The sequence below is a fragment of the Paraconexibacter sp. genome (genome assembly GCF_059438195.1).
Map to the genome: position 1 here is coordinate 39,237 of NZ_JBLKKY010000022.1, position 23,177 is coordinate 62,413.

Annotated in this window: 22 protein-coding genes; 5 read left to right on the forward strand and 17 right to left on the reverse strand. The window is 72.5% G+C overall.

All coding sequences use genetic code 11. The features are described 5' to 3' along the window. Positions 1-12: 12 nt before the first annotated feature. Positions 13-477, reverse strand: a complete 465-nt coding sequence (locus tag ACME2J_RS09835; RefSeq protein WP_495544728.1) for a PaaI family thioesterase — start codon at positions 475-477, stop codon at positions 13-15. A 64-nt stretch (positions 478-541) separates the two neighbouring features. Between ACME2J_RS09835 and ACME2J_RS09840 the strand changes: the two genes are divergently transcribed. Next, positions 542-1,654: a hypothetical protein gene (locus ACME2J_RS09840; protein WP_495544729.1), complete on the forward strand. Its 1,113-nt coding sequence runs from the start codon at positions 542-544 to the stop codon at positions 1,652-1,654. Here the strand turns inward: ACME2J_RS09840 and ACME2J_RS09845 are convergent. The 7 genes from ACME2J_RS09845 to ACME2J_RS09875 form a co-directional block, all read right to left on the reverse strand. After that, complete coding sequence (locus ACME2J_RS09845; RefSeq protein ID WP_495544730.1) at positions 1,611-2,015, reverse strand: SRPBCC family protein; 405 nt, start codon at positions 2,013-2,015, stop codon at positions 1,611-1,613. The two genes, ACME2J_RS09840 and ACME2J_RS09845, sit on opposite strands and share 44 nt — an antisense overlap. Positions 2,016-2,051: 36 nt before the next feature. Further along, positions 2,052-2,600, reverse strand: coding sequence for an adenine phosphoribosyltransferase (locus tag ACME2J_RS09850; protein ID WP_495544731.1), 549 nt, complete (start codon positions 2,598-2,600; stop codon positions 2,052-2,054). Then, positions 2,597-3,376 (reverse strand): transcriptional regulator FtsR, encoded by a 780-nt coding sequence (ftsR, locus tag ACME2J_RS09855; RefSeq protein WP_495544732.1) that lies wholly within the window; start codon positions 3,374-3,376, stop codon positions 2,597-2,599. The genes ACME2J_RS09850 and ftsR overlap by 4 nt, the downstream gene beginning before the upstream one ends. Next, positions 3,376-3,849 (reverse strand): FHA domain-containing protein, encoded by a 474-nt coding sequence (locus ACME2J_RS09860; RefSeq protein ID WP_495544733.1) that lies wholly within the window; start codon positions 3,847-3,849, stop codon positions 3,376-3,378. Before ACME2J_RS09860 ends, ftsR begins: the two co-directional genes overlap by 1 nt. A gap of 27 nt (positions 3,850-3,876) precedes the next feature. Then, positions 3,877-4,137: an RsiG family protein gene (locus tag ACME2J_RS09865; protein WP_495544734.1), complete on the reverse strand. Its 261-nt coding sequence runs from the start codon at positions 4,135-4,137 to the stop codon at positions 3,877-3,879. Between the two features lie 71 nt (positions 4,138-4,208). Then, on the reverse strand, positions 4,209-5,000 hold the full coding sequence (locus tag ACME2J_RS09870) for a CDP-alcohol phosphatidyltransferase family protein (protein WP_495544735.1): 792 nt from the start codon (positions 4,998-5,000) through the stop codon (positions 4,209-4,211). Continuing rightward, on the reverse strand, positions 4,982-6,652 hold the full coding sequence (locus tag ACME2J_RS09875; RefSeq protein ID WP_495544736.1) for a proline--tRNA ligase: 1,671 nt from the start codon (positions 6,650-6,652) through the stop codon (positions 4,982-4,984). Before ACME2J_RS09875 ends, ACME2J_RS09870 begins: the two co-directional genes overlap by 19 nt. Positions 6,653-6,795: 143 nt before the next feature. Between ACME2J_RS09875 and ACME2J_RS09880 the strand changes: the two genes are divergently transcribed. Together ACME2J_RS09880 and ACME2J_RS09885 are read left to right on the forward strand one after the other, a co-directional pair. Further along, entirely contained in the window at positions 6,796-7,404 is a 609-nt protein-coding gene (locus ACME2J_RS09880) for a superoxide dismutase (protein WP_495544737.1), read from the forward strand. Between the two features lie 200 nt (positions 7,405-7,604). Then, positions 7,605-9,185 carry a hypothetical protein gene (locus tag ACME2J_RS09885; RefSeq protein ID WP_495544738.1) on the forward strand — a complete coding sequence of 527 codons (1,581 nt, stop codon included), beginning with the start codon at positions 7,605-7,607 and terminating at the stop codon, positions 9,183-9,185. Positions 9,186-9,270: 85 nt separating this feature from the next. Here ACME2J_RS09885 and ispG read toward each other — a convergent pair whose 3' ends face one another. Then, positions 9,271-10,551: a flavodoxin-dependent (E)-4-hydroxy-3-methylbut-2-enyl-diphosphate synthase gene (gene ispG / locus ACME2J_RS09890; protein ID WP_495544739.1), complete on the reverse strand. Its 1,281-nt coding sequence runs from the start codon at positions 10,549-10,551 to the stop codon at positions 9,271-9,273. A gap of 55 nt (positions 10,552-10,606) precedes the next feature. On the opposite strand from ispG, the gene ACME2J_RS09895 reads away from it, so the two are divergent. Continuing rightward, positions 10,607-11,665: an alpha-hydroxy acid oxidase gene (locus tag ACME2J_RS09895; RefSeq protein WP_495544740.1), complete on the forward strand. Its 1,059-nt coding sequence runs from the start codon at positions 10,607-10,609 to the stop codon at positions 11,663-11,665. 15 nt (positions 11,666-11,680) lie between these two features. Here ACME2J_RS09895 and ACME2J_RS09900 read toward each other — a convergent pair whose 3' ends face one another. Beyond that, positions 11,681-12,286: a TetR/AcrR family transcriptional regulator gene (locus ACME2J_RS09900; RefSeq protein ID WP_495544741.1), complete on the reverse strand. Its 606-nt coding sequence runs from the start codon at positions 12,284-12,286 to the stop codon at positions 11,681-11,683. Positions 12,287-12,368: 82 nt separating this feature from the next. Between ACME2J_RS09900 and ACME2J_RS09905 the strand changes: the two genes are divergently transcribed. Then, the gene (locus ACME2J_RS09905; RefSeq protein WP_495544742.1) at positions 12,369-12,926 is read left to right on the forward strand and encodes a redoxin domain-containing protein; all 558 of its coding nucleotides are present in this window, start codon (positions 12,369-12,371) and stop codon (positions 12,924-12,926) included. Here ACME2J_RS09905 and ACME2J_RS09910 read toward each other — a convergent pair. The 7 genes from ACME2J_RS09910 to ACME2J_RS09940 form a co-directional block, all read right to left on the reverse strand. Beyond that, positions 12,914-14,710: an AMP-dependent synthetase/ligase gene (locus ACME2J_RS09910; RefSeq protein WP_495544743.1), complete on the reverse strand. Its 1,797-nt coding sequence runs from the start codon at positions 14,708-14,710 to the stop codon at positions 12,914-12,916. The genes ACME2J_RS09905 and ACME2J_RS09910 overlap by 13 nt on opposite strands. A gap of 184 nt (positions 14,711-14,894) precedes the next feature. Beyond that, positions 14,895-17,681, reverse strand: coding sequence for a hypothetical protein (locus tag ACME2J_RS09915; RefSeq protein ID WP_495544744.1), 2,787 nt, complete (start codon positions 17,679-17,681; stop codon positions 14,895-14,897). A 75-nt stretch (positions 17,682-17,756) separates the two neighbouring features. Further along, entirely contained in the window at positions 17,757-19,124 is a 1,368-nt protein-coding gene (locus tag ACME2J_RS09920; RefSeq protein WP_495544745.1) for a glycerophosphodiester phosphodiesterase family protein, read from the reverse strand. Further along, entirely contained in the window at positions 19,121-20,197 is a 1,077-nt protein-coding gene (locus ACME2J_RS09925) for a M50 family metallopeptidase (RefSeq protein WP_495544746.1), read from the reverse strand. Before ACME2J_RS09925 ends, ACME2J_RS09920 begins: the two co-directional genes overlap by 4 nt. Beyond that, positions 20,197-21,363 (reverse strand): 1-deoxy-D-xylulose-5-phosphate reductoisomerase, encoded by a 1,167-nt coding sequence (gene dxr, locus ACME2J_RS09930; protein WP_495544747.1) that lies wholly within the window; start codon positions 21,361-21,363, stop codon positions 20,197-20,199. Before dxr ends, ACME2J_RS09925 begins: the two co-directional genes overlap by 1 nt. 55 nt (positions 21,364-21,418) lie before the next feature. Then, positions 21,419-21,772, reverse strand: coding sequence for a hypothetical protein (locus ACME2J_RS09935; RefSeq protein ID WP_495544748.1), 354 nt, complete (start codon positions 21,770-21,772; stop codon positions 21,419-21,421). Positions 21,773-21,774: 2 nt separating this feature from the next. After that, on the reverse strand, positions 21,775-23,177 hold a 1,403-nt coding region (locus ACME2J_RS09940; RefSeq protein ID WP_495544749.1), incomplete at its 5' end, for a RelA/SpoT family protein.

Below are 23,177 nucleotides of genomic sequence, written 5' to 3' on the forward strand. Positions count from 1 at the left end.
GCCGACGCTCTTCTACTTCCCGCCGCCGCGCGGGTCGGTGACGCCGGCCGCGCGCGCGGCCTCCGCGATCTCCGGCGGGAGCGGACGCACGGCGATCGTCATCCGGATGATCGCGCAGAGACGGCCGTCGTCGTCGGTGATGTCGACCTCCCACACCCACGTCGTCCGGCCGCGGTGCCGCCGTCGTGCCTCGGCGTGGATCCGCCCTCCGAGGATCGGCCGCAGGAAGCTCGTCTGGTTCGAGAGGCCCTGCGCGCTGGCGCCTTCCTGGATGACGACCGCTCCGGTGCCGACCGAGGCGATCGACTCCGCGATCGCGGCGAGGACGCCGCCGTGGACGAGGCCCATCGGCTGCTTGTGGTGGTCCTCCACGTCGACGTGCGCGACGACGCGGTCGTCCGTGCGCTCGTCGATGACGAGCCCGTAGAGGCCGTCGAACGTCTTCTCGTAAGGCAGCGGCGTCGGAAGGTCGGTCATCGCGCGAACCCTAGTGGTGGTCCTGACGCGCCGGACTTGCGGACTTCACTAGGCTCCGCGACCTATGCCGCGCGTCGATGATCTGCCCGCCGACCAGAAGGCCGTTCTCCAGCTCCTCCTCAAGCAGGGGAAGTCCTACGACGAGCTCGCCGCTCTGCTGCGACTCGACGAGGCGGGCGTGAGGGACCGGGCGCTCGATGCCCTCGACGCTCTCGGGCCGAACGATCCCGGCGACCTCGAGCAGGACCGCCAGGACGAGATCTCGGACTACCTCCTCGGCCAGCAGTCCGCCTCGCAGCGCGCGCAGACCCGCTCGTTCCTCGAGGGCTCGGCGACCGGCCGCGCCTGGGCCCGGATCGTGTCCGCCGAGCTGCGCCCGCTCGCCGGCGACGCCCTCCCCGACATCCCGTCCGAGGCGAAGGAGACCGAGGAGGCCTTCGACGCCCTCGAGGCTCGCAAGGTCGCCCGCGCCGATCGCGAGAAGTCCTCGCGCCTCGGCGGCATCCTCCTCCTCGTCGGCATCGGGATCGCGATCGCCGTCGGGATCATCCTCCTCGTCGGCGGCGGGGACGACGACGACGATGGCGGGACCGCCGAGACGGCGACGACGCAGACCGCGGCGGCGCCGACCGTCGACGCGCAGATCAACCTCAGCGGGCAGAGCGGCTCGGACGCTGTCGGCGTCGTCCAGGTCCTCTCCCAGGCCGGTCAGCGGGCCCTCGCGATCAGCGCGCAGGACATGCAGGAGGGCTCCCGCTACGCCGTCTGGCTCTACACCTCCCCGAGCAACGCGCAGTTCCTCGGCTTCGCGCCCCCGGTCGGCGAGGACGGCCGGCTCGCCGGGCTGGCCCCTGTCCCGCCGGATGCCGCCGACTACGAGTCGATCATCGTCACGCGCGAGCGCGAGGACCGGCCGACGGAGCCCGGGACGATCGTGCTCCGCGGCGAGTTCACGCTCGGCACCGAGGGCGGCGGGGCCGGCACCGGCGAGACGACGACCGAGCCGCAGGCCGGTCAGGGCGAAGCCGGCGGCGAGGAAGCGGCGCGGCGCCGGGGACCCCGGCGCCGCTGCGCCCGCGGCGGCCCGGGGCGCGGGCCGCCGCCGGCCGCGCCCGGTCGCAGAGCGCGGCCTCTCAGTCGTAGAGCGCGAGAAGCCCGTCGAGGGCTTCTTCGATGAGCGCACGTGAGGCCCGGCGCACCATCGGGCCGCCGAGACGCGACATCCCGCGCATCCGCTGGTCGATCTCGATGCGGACCGTCGTCGCCGCGTCGTCGGCGGGCTCGAGCGTGATCCGCGTCGCCGCCCGGTCGAGCACGCGCTCGAACGGCGTCCCGGCGACCTCCTGCTCCCACGCGATCTCACTCGCCTCGTCGAGCGCCGTGAGCCGGAAGTCCGCACGCACCGTGCGGCCGCGCTCCGTCGTCATCACCTGCGTGAAGCCGGAGTGGTCGGCGCTCTCGACGCGGTCGACGCGCGGCCACCACCGCGGGAGGTGGTACGGGTCCCCGACGACGTTCCACACCTCGTCGACGCTCACGGGAAGGGTTCGGCTGCGACGCGTCCGCGGCACCGGCTACTCCGCGTCGTAGGTGACGAGGGAGCGGACGCTGCGCGAGCCGAGACGCTCGCGTCCCCCGAGGAACGCGAGCTCGATGACGAACGCGCACCCTGCGACGACGCCGCCGAGCTGCTCGACGAGCTCGCACAGGGCGACCGCGGTCCCGCCGGTCGCGAGCAGATCGTCGTGGACGAGGACCCGGTGCCCGTGGGCGACGGCGTCCGTGTGGAGCTCGAGGGCGTCCGTCCCGTATTCGAGGAGGTACTCCGCCCGCACCGTGTCGTGCGGGAGCTTCCCCGGCTTGCGCGCGAGGACGAAGCCGCAGCCGAGCTCGCGGGCGAGCGCCGGACCGAGCAGGAAGCCGCGGGCCTCCGCGCCGATGACGACCTCCGGCTCGAGGGGCCGCGCGAGGTCCGCGAGGCCGCGCACGGCGGCGTCGAGCGCCTCGGGCGCCGCGAGCAGGGTCGTGATGTCCTTGAAGCCGATCCCCGGCTTCGGGAAGTCGGGGATCTCGCGGACGTAGGTGCGGAGATCCTCGACGGGACGGGCGTCGGCGTCGGTCACCCCGCGAGCCTCCGCAGGTCGCGGACGAGCAGCAGGTGCTTGAGGTGGCTCGTGACGGCGGCGAGGTTCTCGAGCGCCTCGAGCGCCTCCTTGCGCCGATCGGCGTTGCGCGAGCGGAGCGCCGGCGCGAGGAGCTGCTGGAGGAGCGCGGCCTCGCGGTCCGCCGACGTGCGGAAGACGCGGAGGTTCCGCCCCCCGACGCCGTAGCGCGCGAGCTCGACGACGGCCCGGATGATCTCGCGGTCGGTCTCGTCGTAGTAGCGGGTGCCGTTGCGCGGCTCGCCCCGGATCACGCCGTACTCCTCGAGCTCCCGGATGAGCCGGCCGTCGGCGCGGGTCTCCTCGACGACCTCCTCGAAGGAGAAGCGGGCGGGCGAGTCCTCGGTGACGCTCGTCACCCGGCGCGGCCGGCGATCGGCGGCGGCGCCGCCCGGCGCGGCCGGCGCGGTCGCCTCCGCGGCGCGACCGGAGGCGAGCTCCTGGCGGATGACCCGCAGCGGGAGGAACTCGTCGCGCTGCAGCCGCAGGATGGTGCGCAGGCGCTCGATGTCCGAGGGGCTGTAGAGCCGGTATCCGCCGGGGGTCCGCCGCGGCTGGAGGAGCTTCTGGTCCTCGAGGTAGCGGATCTTCGAGATGGAGACGTCGGGGAACTCCGACTGGAGCGCCTTGCACACGGCGCCGATCGTCATCGACTTCCGGGGCCGGCCCGGCAGCTCGGCGTCGGTCTCGGCGACCGCGGTCGTCGTCCTGGCGCCCTCGTCGTAGATCGAGGTCATCAGCGCGTGAGGAACGTGAGCTTGTACTTGCCGACCTGGAGCTCGTCGCCGTCGGCCAGCCGCTGGCTGTCGATGCGCTTGCGGTTGACGTAGGTGCCGTTGAGGGACCCGAGGTCGTCGAGGTACCACTCGTCGCCGCGGCGCACGACGAGCGCGTGGTCGCGCGAGACCGTCACGTCGTCGAGGAACACGTCGGAGTCGGGCCGGCGCCCGATCGAGTGCTTCTCCAGCTCGAGCGGGAAGCTCTCCCCCACCCGGCCGCCTCCGGCGCGGATGACGAGCGCCGCGCCGTGCGCGACGACGTCCTCCAGGTCGACGGGGATGAACTCGCCCGTCTCGCCGACGCGATAGGTCGCGGTCGAGGATTCCGTCTCGGAGGAGTGGCTCTGCACGGCGAGGTAGGCCCCGCACTTCTGGCAGTAGTTCGCGCCCTCGGTGTTGATGAAGGCGCACTCGGGGCAGTGGACGGCCACGACGTCTCTCCTGTCGTGCCGGTTCGGTCAGCCCTCGGCGTTGCCCTCGGAAGGCGAGCGGCCCGCGAGGATGTCGGTGAGCCGCTGGACGTCGGCGCCGGAGATGACGTCCTCGCCGGTCTCGTGCTTCTTGCGAAGGCGGTTGACGAGCTCGGCCCGCAGGATGTCGATCTTCCCGTGCAGGATGCGCCGGCGATAGGAGATCTCGGTCTCCTCCTCGGTGAGCTGCTGGATGAGGTCCTTGAGCTCCTCGTCCGAGAGCGAGCCGAGGTCCGGGAACGTGTCCATGTCCTATCTCCTCTGCGCGGTGGGTGGTGAAGACCGCGGACGCGCGAGCATAGCCCCCGGCCCCCGAACGGTCAACCAGAGCTTGAGGGTGTGGACGAGACGTTGCGCGCGCCGTCCTTCCGGGCGGCGAGCTGCGCGCGCGCGTCGCGGATGTAGAGCACCGTCGCGATCCACGCGAGCCCGAGGCCCGTGAAGAGCATGACGTGCGCGACGGTCTCGAGGGCGACGAGAGCGAAGAAGATCGAGCCCATGGTCGGGGCGACGGCGATCCGCCCGGGCCAGTTGATCGTCATCTGGACGCCGCGGTCGAGCGCGTACCGCCCCCCGACGAGCATGAGCACCTCGCGAGCGACGAGCACGACGAGCGCCCAGCGCGGGAGCAGGTCGAAGTGCCACACGACCGCGACGCCGGAGATGACGAGGAGGCGGTCGACGACCGGATCGAGGAGCGCCCCGAAGCGGCTGTACTGCCCGGTGATGCGGGCGGCCATCCCGTCGAGGTAGTCGCTCCAGCCGATGACCGCGAAGATGACCGCGGGGAGCGCGTCGGTCCCCGAGTCCGAGGTGAACGCGAGCACGAGGAAGACGGGGATGAGCGCGAGCCGGACGAAGCCGATCGCGTTCGGGATCGTCCAGACGTGCCACGGGGCGTCCGAGAGCGTCTGCGGCGGCGGTGGTCCCGAGCGGTCGAGCCCGAGGAGCCGGCGCGTCGTCATGCGCGTCTGCTCGACGCGCTCCCGGGTCGTCTCGCGGGCCTGCTCGACCCGGACGCGGGTGGTCTCGCGGGCCTGCTCGACACGCTCCCGCGTGTTCTCGCGCGCCTGCTCGACGCGCTCGCGCGGTGTCAGGGGAGGCTCGCCCACAGCTCCCGCACCGCCTCCGCGGCGCCCTCGAGCGGGATCCCGCCCTCGACGTCCTCGAGCCCGCGGCGCCGCTGCGCCTCGACGGCCCCCGAGTCGAGGGAGCGCTTGCCGAGCGTGAGCCGCAGCGGGCAGCCGAGGAGCTCGGCGTCGGCGAACTTCTCGCCGGGGCCGGCGTCGCGGTCGTCGACGACGACGTCGATCCCGGCGTCGCGCAGCGCGGCGTAGAGGTCCTCGCCCGCGGCCCGCTCGGGGGTGTCCGGCTTCCCGAGGACGACGAGCTCGACGTCGTAGGGCGCGATCGCGCGCGGCCAGGCGATGCCCTTCTCGTCGGCGAACTGCTCGACGGCGGCGGCGGCGATCCGTGCGGGCCCGATCCCGTAGGACCCCATCCAGATCGCCTGCTCCTTGCCGTCCGGGTCGAGGAACGTGGCCTTCAGCGGCTCCGAGTACCGCGTCCCCAGCTTGAAGATGTTGCCGATCTCGATCGCCGGCTCGATGCGGACCGGAGCCCCGCCGATCGTGTCGGACGGGGCGACCTCCCGGACGTCGACGCGCTCGCCCGCCGGGATCTCGACGACCGTGTGGAGATCCGGGCGGTTGGCGCCGGTCACCCAGCGACCCGGCACGACCGCGGCGTCGTAGATTGCGGGGACGTCGGCGGACGGGCCGAGGAATCCCGCGGGCCCCTTCAGCTCGTCCTCGCGGGCGGGCCGCGGCTCCTCGCCGAGGAGGTTGCGGAGCTTCGTGTGGCTCACCTGGTCGTCCCCGCGGACGAAGACCATGAGGAGCCCGCGCGACTCGGTGACGACCGGGTAGGCCTTCAGCAGGGTCGAGGGCGGGACGCCGAGCGCGCCGCTCACGGCCTCGATCGTCGTGAGGCCGGGCGTCTCGTGGTCGCCGTCGGGGAGCGGCAGATCACCGCGCGGCACGGGCTCGGCGCTCGCGATCTCGAGGTTCGCGGAGTACGTGCCGTCGGCCGAGAGCACGACGTCGTCCTCCCCGGCCGCGCACGGCGCCATGTACTCGTGCGCGCGCGTCCCGCCCATCATGCCGACGTCGCTCTCGCACTCGAACCACTCGAGGCCGCAGCGGTCGAAGATGGCGGCGTACGCCGCGCGATGGGCCTCGTAGCTGCGGTCGAGGCCCTCCGCGTCGCGGTCGAAGCTGTAGGAGTCCTTCATGACGAACTCGCGGGTGCGCAGCACGCCCGCCCGCGGTCGCGGCTCGTCGCGGACCTTCGTCTGGAAGTGGTAGAGGAGGAGAGGGAGCTCGCGGTAGGAGCGCACGACCTGCGCGACGTGATGCGTCATCGCCTCCTCGTGGGTCATCGCGAGGATGAGGTCGGCGTCCTTGCGGTCCTTCAGCCGCACGAGCTCGTCGCCGACGCTCTCCCACCGACCGGAGCGCTTCCAGAGCTCGGCCGGCAGCACGACCGGGAGGAGGAGCTCCTGGCCGCCGATCCCGTCGATCTCCTCGCGGACGATCCCGACGATCTTCTCGTGCACCCGCCAGCCGGCCGGCAGCCACGACCAGAGCCCGGAGCCGATCTGCCGGACGAGACCGGCGCGGACCATGAGCTGGTGCGAGAGCGCCTCGGCGTCGGCCGGAGGACGGCGCTCGGTGGGAAGGAGGAGCTGGGAGAGGCGGGTCATCGGCGGCCCAAGCCTACGCGCCGCGGGTGGCGCGTGGACGCCGGGCGCGCTGGGTAGGCCACGCGGGACGTCCCGCCAGGGGCCGACAGGTGCGGCGGGATATCCTCGCCCGGTTCGCAACCCCGACATCCCGAGGAGAAGAGATGGCCTTCACCGTTCCCCCCCTCCCCTACGCGTTCGACGCGCTCGAGCCGCACATCGACGCGCAGACGATGGAGATCCACCACGACAAGCACCATCAGGCCTACGTCGACAAGCTCAACGCGGCCGTCGAGGGCACCGAGTGGGCCGACAAGTCGATCGAGGAGATCATCGAGAACCTCGACAAGCTCCCCGACGACAAGAAGGGCCCGGTCCGCAACAATGGCGGCGGGCACTACAACCACACCCTCTTCTGGGAGTCGATGAGCCCGAGCGGCGGCGGCGCGCCGAGCGGTGACCTCGCCGCGGACATCGAGTCGACCTTCGGCTCCTTCGACGCCTTCAAGGAGAAGTTCGAGGCGGCGGGCGTCGGCCAGTTCGGCTCCGGCTGGGCGTGGCTCGTCCTCGACGGCGGGTCGCTCGCGATCACGAGCACGCCGAACCAGGACAGCCCCCTGACGCAGGGCAAGACGCCGCTCGTCGGCAACGACGTCTGGGAGCACGCGTACTACCTCAAGTACCAGAACAAGCGCCCGGACTACCTCAAGGCGTGGTGGAACACGGTGAACTGGGACAAGGTCGCCGAGCGCTACGCCGCAGCGAAGGGCTGACCGCGACGGGCGCGCCGGGCGGGCGAGGGCCCGTCCGGCGCGCGACCGGCGGAGCCGACGCGCGACCGGTGGCGCGCCAGCGGAACTCCGCCGGTACCCTCGTGTTCCGATTCGCCGGGGGGCGGGATTCGCGGACGCTGTCGGTCCGTGGGGCACGCCCCACCGCACCCGCCCGCACACCGCCAAACACTCGGAGCACGATGACGCCACCCCGTCGCCGGTCCCTCCTCGGGACCTTCACCGTCGCCCTCGTCGGACTCGGGCTCGCCGTCCCGCACGCGCCCGCGGCCGCGAGCCAGATCTCGATCATGCAGGACGACGATCTGCTCGTCTATCGCGACGACGACACGCGCGACCGCGCGCTGAAGAAGATGAAGGCCCTCGGGGTCGACGCCGTCCGCGTCACCCTCCTGTGGGACCGCGTCGCCGAGGACGCGAAGAAGACGAAGTCCCGCGAGAAGCGCTTCGACCGCCTGGGCGCCGACGACCCGCGCGCCTACCCGAAGCTCAACTGGGACCGGTACGACCGCCTCGTCCGCGCCGGGCGCACGGTCGGCGTGAGCATCCTCTTCAACATCACCGGCCCCGGCCCGAAGTGGGCGCACGGCAAGGCCCCGAAGGGCACGCCGTCCCAGGTCCGCAAGGCGTGGCGTCCGAAGGCGAAGGAGTTCGGCGAGTTCGTCGAGGCCGTCGGGAAGCGCTACGGCGGGAAGTACCGCGACGAGAACGACGGCCGGCAGCGGCTCCCGAAGGTGGGGTTCTGGTCGCTCTGGAACGAGCCGAACCAGGCCGGCTGGCTGGCGCCGCAATACGCCGGCAAGCGCCTCGAGTCGCCGCGCATGTATCGCGATCTCTGGTTCGCGGGCCGCCGCGCGCTCGACCGCACCGGCCACGAGAACGACGTCGTGCTCGTCGGCGAGACGGCTCCGAACGGCCGTGGTGGCCGCAAGACCTCGCGGACGCCGATGTACCCGGAGACGTTCATCCGCGAGTTCCTCTGCCTCAACGGCAACAACAAGGGCTGCGGGCTCTTCCGCAAGTACGGGGACATCAAGGCGACCGCGTGGGCGCACCACCCGTACACGAAGGACAAGGCGCCGACCGAGCGCGAGGACGACGATCGCGCCATCACGCTCGCGAACATCGACGACCTCGGCAAGCTCCTCGACGAGGCCGCGGTGAAGACCGGCCGGGTGCAGAACAAGCTGCCGATCATGAACACCGAGTTCGGCTACGAGACCAACCCGCCGGACCCCTTCAGCGGCATCCCGCTCGAGAAGCAGGCGCAGTACCTCGTCGCGGCCGAGTACGCGCAGTACCTCAACCCGAGGATCCTCGCGACGTCGCAGTTCCTCCTCAGCGACGTCGCGCCCCTGCGCAAGCACACGAAGGGCTCGAAGCGCTACTGGTTCACCTACCAGTCGGGGCTCTTCGGCCGCAGCGGCGAGCAGAAGCCGGCCGCCGGCGCCTACTCGTTCCCGTTCGTCTCGCTCATCCAGGGCGCCGACGCGGCGAGCGGCCAGCGTCAGGTGGGCGTGTGGGGCATGCTCCGCTTCCGCCCGAACAACCTGCCGCCCGCGCTGCAGGACCAGGTCGTCATCCAGTGGCAGAACCCGGTGAACAACCTGTGGTTCAACGTGAGCGAGCTCATCCCCGTGACGAGCAACGTCGGCTACTTCGTCTCGACGGTGACCGTCCCGGGACCGGGCAAGACCCGCGCCGTCGTGCGTGACCCGGCCAGCGGCGGGTTCGTCTACAGCACGGAGTCGTTCGTCCCGTAGCGGGCCGTCTCAGCTCCACGCCGTTCTCTCGAAGGGCGGGCCTCCGGGCCCGCCCTTCGGCGTTCCGGCCGCGCCGAGGCGCCCCTCAGGCGCGGCGGAAGCGGCGCCCGGCGGTCGGCGAGGAGTCCTCGTCGACACCCGCGTAGGCGGGCTCGGCCTCGGTCTCGGCCGGCGCCTCCTCGGCCTCCTTGCGGGCCTGCTCGGCCTCGAGGGCCGCGAGACGCTCCGGCGTCATCGCCTCGGCGTCCTCGTTCTCGGCCAGCCACTGCTTCGCCTCGGCGGCCTTCGCCTCGTCGACGACGACCTTCTTGCCCGCCGCGTAGTAGCGGTCGATCTCGGCGAAGAGCTCGTCGACGAGCCTGTCCGTCGCGACCTTCTTCAGCGGCTCGCCCTTCGAGAAGATCATCCCGGCGTCCTTCGCGCCGGTGATGCCGAAGTCGGCGTGACGGGCCTCGCCGATGCCGTTGACGGCGCAGCCGAGGATCGAGACCTCGATCGGGTCCTCGTAGTCCTCGAGACGGCGCTCGACCTCGGCGACGACCGAGTCCATGTCGAACTGCAGGCGCCCGCAGGTGGGGCAGGCGATGAGGACCGGGCCGCGCTCGCGCAGCTTGAGCGCCTTGAGGATCTCCCAGGCGACCTTGACCTCCTCCTCGGCGTGGAAGGTCGAGAGCGAGATGCGGATCGTGTCGCCGATCCCGTCGGCGAGGAGCGTGCCGAGGCCGACCGCGGACTTCAGCGAGCCCGCCCACTTCGTGCCCGCCTCGGTGACGCCGAGGTGGAGCGGGTAGTCGATCTTCTCCGCGAGCCGGCGGTTCGAGGCGATCGTGTTCGGGACGCTCGTCGACTTCATCGAGACCTTGAAGTCGTCGAAGCGCAGGGACTCCATGAGCTCGACCATCTCGAGCGCGGCGGCGACGAGCGCCTCGACCGGGTCCGTGAACTCGAGCTCGCGCAGGTGCTTGGGGAGCGAGCCCGAGTTGACGCCGACGCGGAGCGGCGTGCCCGCGCGGCGGGCGGCCTCGACGACCTCGGCGACCTTGTCCGGACCGCCGATGTTGCCGGGGTTGATCCGCACGCAGTGGGCGCCGGCGTCGATCGCCTTGAGCGCCAGCGTGTGGTTGAAGTGGATGTCGGCGATGATCGGGATCGGCGACTCGGCGACGATCGTCTTCAGGGCGAGGACGTCCTCGTCGCGCGGCACCGCGACCCGGACGAGATCGGCGCCCGCCTCCGCGACGCGGTGGATCTGGCCCATCGTCTCCGACAGGTTCGCGGTCTCCGTCTTCGTCATCGTCTGCACCGCGACGGGCGCGCCGCCCCCGATGGGGACTCCGCCGACGTGGATCTGCCGCTTCGAGGCCATGCGCAGATTGTACGGAGCACCCTCCCGCGGCCGACCACGGCTAGGCTGCCCGCCGATGCCCGACCCCGTCAATCTCGCCGACTACGAGGCGCTCGCGGCCGACCGCATCGACCCCGGGCCCATCGCCTACTACGCGGGCGGGGCCGGCGACGAGCGGACGCTCCGCGACAACGTCGAGGCCTACGCCCGGCACCGCCTCCTCCCCCGCGTCCTCGTCGACGTGAGCCGCGTGCAGACGGCGACGACCGTGCTCGGCACGCCCGTCGACCTCCCGGTCCTCGTCGCGCCCGTGGCGCTCCAGAAGATGGCGCACCGCGACGGGGAGGCCGCGATGGCGCGCGCCGCTGCCCGGTCCGGCACCGTCATGACGCTCTCGACGATCGCGACGATGCGCCCCGCCGACGTCGCCGCAGCGGCGCCGGACGCCCCGCGGTGGTTCCAGGTCTACGTCCTTAAGGACCGCGGCATCACCCGCGCGCTCGTCGACGAGGCGGTGGCGAGCGGCTACCGCGCGCTCGTCCTCACCGTGGACGCGCCGCGCGCCGGCCGCCGGGAGCGGGACCTCCGCGCCGGCTTCAGCGTCCCTCCCGGGATCGACATGCCCGCCGTGAGCGCGGCGCTCGGCGACAGCGCGGGGATCGACGCCGCCGGGTTCTTCTCGCTCATGGACCTCACCCTCACGTGGGACGACCTCGAGGAGCTCGTCGCCGACAGCCCGATCCCGGTGCTCGTGAAGGGCGTCCACCACGCCGAGGACGCGCGGCTCGCCGTCGAGCACGGCGCCTCCGGCGTCGTCGTGAGCAACCACGGCGGCCGCCAGCTCGACGCCGTCCCCGCGAGCGTCGACCTCCTCCCGCCGGTCGTCGACGAGGTCGGCGACGACGTCGAGGTCTTCGTCGACGGCGGCATCCGCCGCGGGACCGACGTCGCGGTCGCCCTCGCGCTCGGCGCCCGCGCCGTGCTCGTCGGTCGCCCCGCGCTGTGGGGGCTCGCCGTCGGCGGTGAGGACGGCGCCGCGCACGTGCTCGAGCTGCTCCGCGCCGAGTTCGAGCTCACGATGACGCTCCTCGGCGTCTGCGACCCGCAGGACATCGGCCCGCAGCACCTCGCCTGAGCCCCGCCCGCGGGGTCAGCGGCGGGCGTCGCGGAGGATCGCGCGGGCGCCGTCGAGCGCCAGGCTGAACCGCCCCGCGTCCGCGTGGACCTGGGCGAGCACGTAGCCGCCCTGCAGGATCGACAGCACCGCCGCGGCGAGGTCCTCCGGGGCGATGCCGTCACGCAGCTCACCGCGCGACGCGAGGCCGCGCAGCCCGCGCGCCAGCTCGTCCTCCCACCGCGAGAACCCCTCGGCGAGGGCACGACGCGCCCCCTCGTCGCGCGGCACCAGCTGACCGACGAGCGAACCGAGGGGGCAGCCTCCGGGGCGCCGCTGATCGTGCATCCGCGCGTCGAGGAAGGCGAGCCACGCCTCCACGCCCTCCCACGTCGCGAGGCCGTCGAGCACGTCGCGCTGCGCCTCGAGGATGCGGTCCGTCGTCGCCTCGACGACGGCGTGGACGAGGTCCGACCGCGCGGCGAAGTAGTGATAGATCTGCCCTCGGCTCACGCGCGCCCGCGACTGGACGTCGTCGAGCGTCATCGCGGCGACGCCGCGCTCGTGGCAGATCTCGGATGCCACGTCGACGATGCGCTCGCGCGTCGCCTGGCCCTTCGTCGTGAAGTCGGCAGTCGCCATGACGACGAACCTCCCAGAAATGGACTTGATAGTCCAATCACGCCCTGGTGGAGTCGGCCCACCCTCGACAGAAGGAGCGCAGATGCGCGTCTCCCCCGGCGATCCGTTCCCCGACGTCCCCCTCGCCTCCCCCAGCGGCCCGGTGTCGCTGGCCGACCGCTGGCGAGAGGGTCCCCTCGTCATCGCCTTCCACCGCCTCTGGTGCCCGTTCTGCCGGCAGTCGGCCGCGCAGCTCGCCGCGCGGCGCGACGATCTCGGGCGGGCCGGTGCGAGCGTCGTGCTCGTCTACCCGCAGCCTCTCGCCGACGTGAGCCGGACCTGCGCCGAGCGGGCCGTGCCGTTCGACTGCCTCAGCGACGAGGACCGGCGCCTCGAGGCGACGGCCGTGATCGGGCGGATGCGCGCCTCGCGCTACCTCACGGCGTCGACGCCGATCAAGGCGGTGCGGGCGATGCGCGAGACCGGACGGCCCGGGATCCCCGACGACATCCTCAGCGGGCGAGGCACGTACGTCGTCGGCGCCGACGGCCGCGTGGTCTACGCCCACGTGTCGACGGGCGCGGCCGACATCCCGCCGGTCGACGACGTCCTCGACGCCGTCGACCGGGCGGCACGCGGCACAGGGTCCTACTCGGCGTAGAGCGCCTCGATCTCGTCGGCGTACTTGTTGTCGATCGGCTTGCGCTTGAGCTTCATCGTCGGCGTCAGCTCGTCGCCGCCGGGGAGCCAGTCGCCCCGCACGATCGCGAACTTCTTGATCTGCTCGACGCGGGCGAGCTTCTCGTTCGCCGCGTCGACGCCCTTCTGGACCTCGGCACGGACCGCGTCGTTCGTCGCAAGAGCCTCGAGGGAGGTGTCCTCGATGCCGTGCTGCGCGGCCCACGCGGGCGCGAAGTCCGAGTCGAGGACGACGAGCGCGACGTTGTACGACCGGCGGTCGCCGATGCAGCAGGCCTGGCCGATGAGCGGCGAGGACGACTTGACGTGCGCCTCGATGTTCGCCGGGCTCATGTTCTTGCCCGCCGCGTTGATGATGATCTCCTTCTTGCGGTCGACGATCCGCAGGTACCCGTCCTCGTCGAGCTCGCCGATGTCGCCCGTGTGGAGCCAGCCGTCCTCGTCGATCGTCTCGGCCGTCTTGTCCGGGAGGTTGCGGTAGCCGAGCATCACCGCCGGCGAGCGGACGAGCACCTCGCCGTCGTCGGCGATCCGGATCTCGTTGCCGGGCGCCGCGGGGCCGACCGTCCCGATCTTCACCTTCCCGGGCGGGTTCACCGTGCCCGAGCCGCAGGTCTCGCTCATCCCCCACAGCTCGGCGACCGGGATGCCGATCGCGTGGAAGAACTCGAGGACCTCGACCGGCGTGGGCGCCGCGCCGACGTTGACCGACGTCACCTCGTCGAGGCCGAGCTGCGACCGGATCGGGGCGAACATCGCCTGGTCGGCCTGCGCGACGGCGGCGGCGAGCTCGTCGGGGACCGGCTCCCCCGCCTGCTCGAGCCGCACCTTCTGCAGGCCGGCCGCGAGGGCCTTCTCCGCGGCCTCGCGCTCGGCGTCGGGCTTGGCGGCGATCATCGCCTCGAGCCCGCTCTTCAGCTTCTCCCAGATGCGCGGCACCGCGAAGAACCAGTGCGGGCGGACCTCGGGCAGGTACGCGACGACCTCTCGCGCATTCGGGCACGTCGTGATCGTGAACCCGTAGACGATCGGGAGGTAGTGGTGGGCGGCGCGCTCGGCGATGTGCGCCGCGGGCAGCCACGAGATGACGCGCGCGCCGTCGGGGAACTCGATGAGCTCCTCGAGCCCCGCGACCGTCGAGAGGAGGTTCCGGTGCGCGAGCTGCACGCCCTTCGGCGGACCCGTGGTGCCGGACGTGTAGATGAGGGTGAGGACGTCCTCCGGGCCGATCGCCGCGACCGCCGCGTCCACGTCGAAGTCGGGGTTCGACCCCTCGACCTCCGAGAGCGAGAGGCAGCCCTCGGGCGCCTCGCCGTCGATGACGACGACGTGCTCGACATCGGGCAGGCTCTTGCGCGCCTCGAGGACCTGCGGGAGGAACGCCTGCTCGGTGACGATGATGCGCGCATCCGCGTCCGACACGACGAACTGGATCTGCTCGGCCGTGTACGTCATGTAGATGGAGAACGGAGTCGCTCCCACCGTCATCGCGGCGAGGTCGACGAGGTGGAACTCGGGCCGGTTCATGAGGAGGATCGCGAGCGAGTCCCCCTTCTTCAGCCCGAGCTTCGCGAAGCCGCCGGCGAGCGCGTCGACGCGCTCGCGCAGCTCACCCCACGTCCACGTCTCGGCGTCCCCCTTCGTCCGGATGGCGACATGCTCGGCGCGCTGCTGCGCGGTGATCCGGAACGCGGCGGCCATCGACGGCGCATCGACCGCCCTGCGATCGGCGGTGCTGCTCTCCATCAGCTGTCTTCTCCCTCTCGGTTCGGCGTCCCGCGGACCTGACCCCGCGGAACCTGGGTCGGGACGACCGTACCGGAGGCGGCCTGACGAGGTGTCAGAGATGACGCCGGCGTCAGGCGCCGGCCCGGCGGCCGGCGCCCGGCCGCCGGCGCCGTGGCGCCGGCGGCTCCGGACGGCGCCCGCTCTACCCGACGAACCGGGCGAGGAGCAGGTCGAGCTCGTTCGGCAGCGGTGAGCCGGCCCCGTCCCCGGGTGCCGCGAACCCGGCGACGATCGGACGACCGTCGTCGAGCGTCACTGCGCTCACCTGCGAGAACTCGGAAACGGATCCCGTCGTGACGACGACGCGGCCGCCCCCGAATGCGGCATCAGGGGTGCCGTCGGCGCCGAGGCGACCGAGGAGCACCCGCGTCACCTTCGCGCCGTCGTCGTACTGGAAGCCGCCCGCGTAGATGCGGCCGACGCCGTCGACGAGGACCGAGATGCCGCTCGAGGTGTCGCCGGTCGCCGCCGGGCACTCGAAGACGTCGTTCCCGCCGGCGAACGCGCCGTCGGGCGTGCCGTCACCCGCGACGCGGCGCACGCCGAGGCAGTGGGCGAACGCGCCGCTCACGCCGTCGCCGACCGCGACGATCTTGCCGTCCGGCGCGACGTCGACGTCCCGGAGCGTCTGGTAGGCGCCCGTGCCGAAGGGCCGTGCGAGCCCGGCACCCCCGTTGAACGACGGGTCGAACGCGCCCGTCTTCGTCAGCTTCATCATGAGCGCCGTCTGCTGGTGGCTGCCGCTCGTCGACGTCGTGTGCCCGACGGCGACGAGCCCGTGGCCGTGCAGCGCGAGGCCGGCGATCTCGGCATCGTCGCTGAAGGGCGGGACGAACACGCCACCCGAGCCGAAGCCCGAGATCGGCGTGCCGTTCGACGCGAGCGCCGTGAACGCGGCGTTCGTCGCGAACGGACCGGACGTCGAGCGGGAGCCGGCGAGGTACGCGGTCCCGTCGACCGGGTCGACGACGAGAGCACGGGCCTCCCCGGACCCGCCGACGTCGACGGTCGCGATCGTCGCGCCGCCGGCGTACCCCGTGTCGAGTGCGCCGTCGGACCCGTGGAGGCGCAGCGCGGCGAAGCGGGTGTCGAAGGACCCCGCGGGCACGAACCCGCCGGCGACGATGATGTCCGAGCCGTGCAGCTCGATCGCACGACCGATGAACTCGCCCTCCGGACCGGACATGACACCCGGGGACTGGTCGATCTCGACGACCCCGAGCGCGCCGAAGGTCGTGTCGAGCGCCCCCGACGGGAGGTGCCGGGTCACGAGCGTGACCGGGTGCCCGCCCCCGTCGGTGCCGGTCGCGACCGTGAGGATGCGGCCATCGGCCTGCCGCAGGACGTCGGTCGCACCGCCCTCGGCGGCACCGACGCCGGGGTACCGGCCGGCGCCGATCCGGCGGCGGAAGATGCCGCCGGTGCCGAACGACGCGTCGAGCGTCCCCGCCGCGGGGGCGGGCGGCGGCGGAGTCGGCGCGGGCGCCGGAGCCCCGGGCGCCGTGGGCGGGGCCGGAGGCGCGACGGGACCGAAGCGCACCGCGATCCTCGAGGTCGGCTGCTCGGTCGACGCGGCGACCTTCACGTAGCAGTCCGCGTAGTCACGCCGGCCGCTCTTGATGCCGTCGGTGCACCCGTCGAGCGTCTTGATGTCGTGACCCGGCCGCGCCTTGACCGAGAACCGCACGACGGTCGCCCTCGTCGCCGGGAAGAACGCCGAGCAGAAGAACTGCGGGCAGTCGATGGCGCCGCCCGGCGCCCCGTCCACGCGACGACCGTCGTACACGTCGCCCTCGCCTTCGAGCTGGACGACGATGCGCGCCCCGGGAGCGGTGTCCGCCGCGGAGCGGGGGACGTCGTCCGCCGCCTGCGCGGAGGCGTTCCTGCCGTCGAAGACCGTCACCTGCGACTGGCTGATCCGCGCCTTCTTGACGGTGGTGAAGCGCGCTTCCTCCTGCGCGGCGGCCGCGAACTCGTCGGGGACGATGAGCGGCAGCAGCGCGACCGTCTTCTCGAAGCGCTCGGCGAGCGCCCTGTTGCCGAGGTCCTTGCGGATGTACTCGGCCGCGAGCGGGCTGTTCTTCGCCGCCTGGAAGGCGACGCGGTCGCTCATCGTGCCGAAGATGAGGCCGAGGACCTCGCGGCTGCGCTTCGGCAGCCCCTTGCCGGCGAGCCACACGGAGCCGCCGGCGATCGTCGTCACCGTCGAGGACTTCTTCTTGCCCTTCTTCGTCGCGGAGGCGCTCGCAGTGGGCGCACCGCTCTCCCCGCGAGCGTCAGCGCCGGCCCGCGGGCGCCCGCGGAACTGCCCGTGGACGTCCACCGCGCGGTGCGCCGCCGCGCGGGCGCCGGCGCCGTCGAGCGCGTCGAGGTACTTCGACCAGTTCCCGAGGGCGGTGCCGATCGCGTTGCGCTGCGAGAAGACGCGCGCGTGGCCGCTGCGCTTCGCGCTCTTCACCCAGTACGAGCTCACGACGGGGCGGGCGTTCGCGATGCGGAAGCGCACGCTGCCCGAGAGCTTCCTCGAGCTCCTCACGCCCTTCTTGCGCGAGATGAGGAACGTGACGTTCCGCAGGTTCTTGGCTCCGCCCGAGACGCGCGAGACGACGAACGCGGCCTTCAGCGCCTTGCGGCGCTTCGGTGAGGCCTTCGTGGTGGCTTCCAGGGTGAGGGCGCCGGCCCGCCCGCGGTAGAGCGTCTTCCGCGACGAGCGGACGCTCTTCGGACCCTTGCCGATGCGCACCTGCGCCTGGCCGTAGGTGATGTCACCCTCGGCGGGGATCGGAAGCGTCACGATCGTCGCGCGGGACTGCTTCCCCTTCGCGGCCACCGCGGGCGGTGCGGCCACGCCCCCTGCCGTCGTGACACCGGTGATCGCCGCCACGACGACGACGCGACGCGCACGCGTCGCGACACTGAACCTCTGCATCTCTGCCCCTTCTCGCTGGACCCTGACGGCACATCTGTGGCCGTCGGCGCGGGCACGGTAGCAGGAGCCGCGGCGTCAGGGCAACGGATCTGCGACTGAAGATCGCACGTCGACGCGGCGCATCCGGACGGCGTCGCTCCCGGCGACCTCCGTCTCGGCCGCCGCGCGCAGGCGCAGGTCCTCGCGAAGGTGCGCGCGGGTCCGCGGCCCGAGGGGGACGCGGATCTCGACCTCACGGACGCCGTAGGGGAAGCGGAACGGCGCGGAGCCGAAGCGCGACCGCGGTCCCGGCGTGGCGCCGGCCGCGCCGCGCAGCCGCACCGTCCCGCCGCAGGCGACGTCGACACGGGACTCGCGGCGGGCGAGCCGCAGCTGGACCCGCCCCCGCGCGTCCGCGCGGGCCCGGGAGAGCGCGACGCGCGGCGCGCACCGGCGCGCGGCGAACGCCGCGCCGGCGCCGCAGTGGTTGGGATTGCCCGCCGGGCGCGGCTCGCCGCGCTCGCAGAGCACCTTCTCGAGGGCCCGCGGCTTCGCCGGCATGAGGCCGTCGGCCCCCATGTCGAGCATGCGGTGGTAGACCCGCTCGGACTCCTCCTGGCCGCTGAACCACACGTGGACCGCGTGCCCGACCGCATGCGCGCGCGTGACGAGCTCGGGGGTCATGATCGTGAGGCCGCTGAAGCTCGGCGGCACCTGGAGGGCGCGAGTGCCCTCGGGCGCGAGCCCGGTCGCGAGGAAGGCGGCGGTCCCGGTGATGCCGGGTGCGACGGCGACCTCCGGCATCGCCCGGTGGAAGCGGTCGACGGCGTCCTGGTTGAACGACACGACGATGAGCGGCGGATGCTCGACGCGACGCAGGAGGGCGACGAGATGGTCGGCGTTGCGCAGGAACGAATCGCGATCGGCGTCGCTGCGCCCCTTGATCTCGATGTTCATCGGGACGTCGGGGAAGGCCCGCAGGACCTCCTCGAGCGTCGGGATCCGGAAGTCCTCGGGCCTGAAGCCGAGCGGCGGCGGGGTCCCCCCCGTCCGCACCCCGCGCAGCGGGTACTCCGAGGCGTCGAGGCCTCGGACGGCCCCACGCCCGGGGACGAAGCGGTGCGCGGCGTCGAGCGCCTGCACCTCCGCGACCGTCATGTCGGACACGGAGCGGTCGACGCCGGTCGTCCGCTCCACGCTCTGGTCGTGGAGGACCATGAGCGTCCCGTCCTTCGCCGGCTGCACGTCGAGCTCGAGCATGTCGGCGCCCAGGCCGAGCGACTCGCGCAGGGCGTACATCGTGCCCGACGGATGCTCGTTCTCGCCGCCCTGGTGGGTCATGTTGAGCACGCGGTGGCCGGGCCAGTCGAGATCCGGGACCGCTGCGCCCGCCGCGGAGGCGCCCGTGGCGAGCCCCGTGAACGCGAGGGCCGCGGAGACCGCGAGGCGGCCGGCGCGCGTCACTGGACGCCGAACCCCTCGCCGCGCAATCGGTCGATGTCGTTCGTCAACCCGACGGCGAAGAGGAAGATGACGAGGAGGAAGCCGACGACGCTCGCGCGCTCCATGACGCTGAACGGGATCGGCCGGCGGCGGACCTTCTCGGCGAGCGCCCAGAAGACGTGCCCGCCGTCGAGCGGCAGGAACGGGAAGAGGTTGACGATCGCGAGCGACAGGCTGATGACCGCGAGGATCTGGAGCGCCCGGACGGTCGAGACCTCGAGGGACTGCCGCGTCGTCTCGTACGAGCCGACGACGCCCGAGACCTCGTCCCGCGCCTCGGCGTCGTAGAAGATCCGCGTGATCGCGTCGACGGTCGCCGTCGTCACGCGCCACATCCCCTCGACGCTGCGATCCGCAGCCTCGATGACGCCGACGTCGCGCGGCGCCGCCCCGTAGGAGAAGCCGACGCGCGGCCGCTCGAGCTCGGCGTCGTAGGTCGGGGTCACCGCGAGCTCGACCTGCTGCCCGTCGCGCTCGACGAGGAAGGTGACCGGCGTCGTCGCCTCGCAGCCGTCGGTCGGCGTCCCCGCGCACCCGTGCGTGCCGATCGAGTCGTTGAGGGTGTCGACGTCCGCCTCGCGCCCGTCGATCCGCAGGATCCTGTCGTCCGACTGCAGCACCCCGGCGGCCGGCGTCCCCGACTGGATCTCGGACACCTCGGGCGTCTCGCTCGGCGCCCCCTGGCTGAGGAAGAGCGCGAGGAGGATGAAGAAGGCGATGAGGATGTTCATCACCGGCCCGGCGAGGATGACGACGACGCGCTTCCAGACCGCCTGCTTGTAGTAGGCGCGGTGCTCGTGCTCGGGCGGGATCTCCTCGTTCGGGTTCATCCCGGTGATGCGGACGTAGCCGCCGAGCGGCACGGCGCCGACGCCGTACTCCGTCTCGCCGCGCTTCACCTTGAAGAGGATCGGCGGGAAGAACAGGGCGAAGCGCTCGACGCGCATCCCGACGGCCTTCGCGGCGGCGAAGTGCCCGAACTCGTGCAGGACGATGAGCGCCGCGAAGCCCGCGAACGCGATGAACCACGACATCAGGCGGTGACCTTCTCCACCAGCTCCGCGGCGACGTCACGCGCCTCGCGGTCGGACTCGGCGAGCGACTCGAAGGCGCGCACGGGCGCCGCGCCGAGGCGGTCGAGAGCGCCCTCGATGACCTCGGCGATCCCGAGGAACGGGAGACGGCCCTCGAGGAAGGCGTGGACGGCGACCTCGTTCGCCGCGTTGAGGACGCAGGGCGCGGTCCCCCCGGCGACGGCGGCCTCGCGGGAGAGGCGCAGGCACGGGAACGCCTCCTCGTCGGGCGCCTCGAACGTGAGCGACCCGACCTCCGCGAGGTCGAGCGGGCGCACGGGCACCGACTCGCGCTGCGGATGGTGCAGGGCGTAGGCGATCGGGACCCGCATGTCGGGATGGCCGAGGTGGGCGAGCGCCGCGCCGTCGGAGAGCGTGATGAGCGAGTGGACGATCGACTGCGGGTGGACGACGACGTCGATGCGGTCGTAGGGCGTCCCGAAGAGGTGGTGGGCCTCGATGACCTCGAGCCCCTTGTTCATGAGGGTCGCCGAGTCGATCGTGATCTTGCCGCCCATCGCCCACGTCGGATGCGCGAGCGCCTCGTCGACCGTGACGCCCTCGAGGTCCTCGCGGCGCTTGCCGCGGAACGGGCCGCCCGACGCGGTGAGGACGAGCTTCTCGATCGACCCGACGCCGCCGACGTGCTGCTCGCCGTGGACGAGCTGGTGGATCGCGGAGTGCTCGCTGTCCACGGGCAGGATCTGCGCGCCGGTGGCCTCGGCGAGCGCGGTGACGAGCTCGCCGCCGACGACGAGCGACTCCTTGTTGGCGAGCGCGAGGTCGATGCCCTCGCCGAGGGTCGCGACCGTCGGGCCGAGGCCCGCCGAGCCGACGAGCGCGTTGAGGACGAGGTCGGCGCCGGACTCGAGCACGAGGCGGATGAGGCCCTCCGGCCCCCGCAGGACCTCGCCGTCGGTCCAGGCCTCGGCGGCGAGCGCCGCCTGATCCTCGTCGGCGACCGCCACGCGGGTGACGCCGTGCTCGACGGCCTGCTCGACGAGCTGCTGCCAGCGCGACTGCGCGCTGAGGCCGACGACCTCGAGGTCGTCGGACCGCATGATGACGTCGAGGGCCTGGGTGCCGATCGACCCGGTGGACCCGAGGAGGAGGACGCGGCGGGGCACGCGTGGATGATGGCAGGCGAGCACCGCCGACCGGCCGCCAGGACCGGTCGTCGCGTTACCGGCCGGCCGTCCTCGGGTCCGTCGCGCGCGCCTCTCGCCAGACCCGGACGTACGCGGCCTGCGTGAGGACGGCGGCCCCGACGCTCGCGATGAGATGCTCCTCGCCGGCGGCGCTGACGACGATGAGGAACGGGAAGGCGACGAGCACGTAGCGCAGGGCCGGCGGGCGCAGGAGGGCGCCGAGCGGGACCCCCCGCTCGCGCGCGGCGGCGCGCTCGGCCGCGAGGGCGGCCCCGAACCCGGCGAGGCCGGCGATCGAGGTGATGATCGCGCTGATGTCCGCGAGGGCGAGCCCGACGAGGATCAGGGCCCCGGCGACGAGGCCTGCGGTGAGGTTGTCGATGTTCATGTTCAACCGGCGCCAGGCGTGACGCGATAGGCGTCGAAGACGCCTTCGATGTTGCGGAGGCGGCCGATCGTCGCCTTGAGCGCGCGGGTGTCGCCCACCTCGACCACGAAGCGGTTCTGGACCATCGGCGGCTGGACGGTGCAGCGCGCCTCGACGATGTTGATCCCGCCCTCGCCGAACGTGCGCGAGAGGTCCTCGAGAAGGCGGTGGCGGTCCCACGCGTCGACCTGGATCTCGACGCGGAAGGCCGTCTCGTGGTCGCCCTCCCAGTGGACGCGGCAGAACCGCTCCGGGTCCTTGCGGAGCGCCGCGGCGTTGGGACAGTCGTCGCGGTGGATCGTGATGCCGCGACCGAGGCTCACGTAGCCGACGATCGGATCGCCCGGCACCGGACGGCAGCACTTCGCGAGCCGCAGGAGGACGTCCTGCACGCCCTCGACGACGATGCCGTAGCTCGTCGACGTGCCCGTCGGCTGCCGGCGCTGGCGGCGCGTCGAGACGAGCGCCTCGGCGGCCGTCTCCTCCTTGTCGGCGGCCTCCCCCTCCTTGAGACGGTGGAGGACCTTGTTGACGACGACGCGCGCGCTGATCTTCGCCGCGCCGAGCGCGATGTAGAAGTCGTCGGCCTTCTTGAAGCCCATCTCGCGGATGACGTCCGCGAGGAGAGGCGAGCCGGTGATCTTCTGGGCCGGCAGACCGGCCTTCTTCATCTGCTCCTGCAGGATCTCGCGGCCGGAGTGCTCGGTGTCCTCGCGGGACTCCGCCTTGAACCACTGCTTGATCTTGTTCCGCGCCCGGCTGGTGCGGACGAGGCCGAGCCAGTCGCGGGACGGCCCGCGGTCGCGCTTGGAGGTGAGGATCTCGACGATGTCCCCGGAGCGCAGCTCGTAGTGGAGCGGGACGATCTTGCCGTTGACCCGCGCCCCGACGCAGCGGTGGCCGACGTCGGTGTGGACCTCGTAGGCGAAGTCGAGCGGCGTCGCCCCGGCGGCGAGCGACTTCACCTCGCCCTTCGGCGTGAAGACGAACACCTCCTCGTCGAAGAGGTCGGCCTTCACCTGCTCGAGGAACTCGCGCGGATCGGCGTCGTCCTGGCTCTCGTCGAGCATCGCGCGCAGCCACTCGAGCTTCGCCTTGCCGTCGGTCGGGATCTGCGGCGCCCCGGCCTGGCGGTTCGGGTCCTGCTTGTAGATCCAGTGCGCGGCGACGCCGAACTCCGCCATCGCGTGCATCTCGACGGTGCGGATCTGGATCTCGAGGGGCAGCCCCTCCGGCCCGATCACCGTCGTGTGCAGCGACTGGTACATGTTGAACTTCGGCATCGCGATGAAGTCCTTGAAGCGCCCCGGGAGCGGCTTCCACAGCGAGTGGATGACGCCGACCGCCCCGTAGCAGTCCTTCACCG

What these genes read in the sequence shown, in the direction of transcription:
- ACME2J_RS09915 (WP_495544744.1), bottom strand. Translation starts at nt 17,681, where the DNA reads ATGCAGAGGTTCAGTGTCGCGACGCGTGCGCGTCGCGTCGTCGTCGTG.
- ACME2J_RS09900 (WP_495544741.1), bottom strand. Translation starts at nt 12,286, where the DNA reads ATGGCGACTGCCGACTTCACGACGAAGGGCCAGGCGACGCGCGAGCGC.
- ACME2J_RS09880 (WP_495544737.1), top strand. Translation starts at nt 6,796, where the DNA reads ATGGCCTTCACCGTTCCCCCCCTCCCCTACGCGTTCGACGCGCTCGAG.
- ftsR (WP_495544732.1), bottom strand. Translation starts at nt 3,376, where the DNA reads ATGACCTCGATCTACGACGAGGGCGCCAGGACGACGACCGCGGTCGCC.
- ACME2J_RS09935 (WP_495544748.1), bottom strand. Translation starts at nt 21,772, where the DNA reads ATGAACATCGACAACCTCACCGCAGGCCTCGTCGCCGGGGCCCTGATC.
- ACME2J_RS09925 (WP_495544746.1), bottom strand. Translation starts at nt 20,197, where the DNA reads ATGTCGTGGTTCATCGCGTTCGCGGGCTTCGCGGCGCTCATCGTCCTG.
- ACME2J_RS09865 (WP_495544734.1), bottom strand. Translation starts at nt 4,137, where the DNA reads ATGGACACGTTCCCGGACCTCGGCTCGCTCTCGGACGAGGAGCTCAAG.
- ACME2J_RS09905 (WP_495544742.1), top strand. Translation starts at nt 12,369, where the DNA reads ATGCGCGTCTCCCCCGGCGATCCGTTCCCCGACGTCCCCCTCGCCTCC.
- ACME2J_RS09910 (WP_495544743.1), bottom strand. Translation starts at nt 14,710, where the DNA reads ATGGAGAGCAGCACCGCCGATCGCAGGGCGGTCGATGCGCCGTCGATG.
- ACME2J_RS09885 (WP_495544738.1), top strand. Translation starts at nt 7,605, where the DNA reads ATGACGCCACCCCGTCGCCGGTCCCTCCTCGGGACCTTCACCGTCGCC.
- ACME2J_RS09835 (WP_495544728.1), bottom strand. Translation starts at nt 477, where the DNA reads ATGACCGACCTTCCGACGCCGCTGCCTTACGAGAAGACGTTCGACGGC.
- ACME2J_RS09875 (WP_495544736.1), bottom strand. Translation starts at nt 6,652, where the DNA reads ATGACCCGCCTCTCCCAGCTCCTCCTTCCCACCGAGCGCCGTCCTCCG.
- ispG (WP_495544739.1), bottom strand. Translation starts at nt 10,551, where the DNA reads ATGGCCTCGAAGCGGCAGATCCACGTCGGCGGAGTCCCCATCGGGGGC.
- ACME2J_RS09840 (WP_495544729.1), top strand. Translation starts at nt 542, where the DNA reads ATGCCGCGCGTCGATGATCTGCCCGCCGACCAGAAGGCCGTTCTCCAG.
- ACME2J_RS09895 (WP_495544740.1), top strand. Translation starts at nt 10,607, where the DNA reads ATGCCCGACCCCGTCAATCTCGCCGACTACGAGGCGCTCGCGGCCGAC.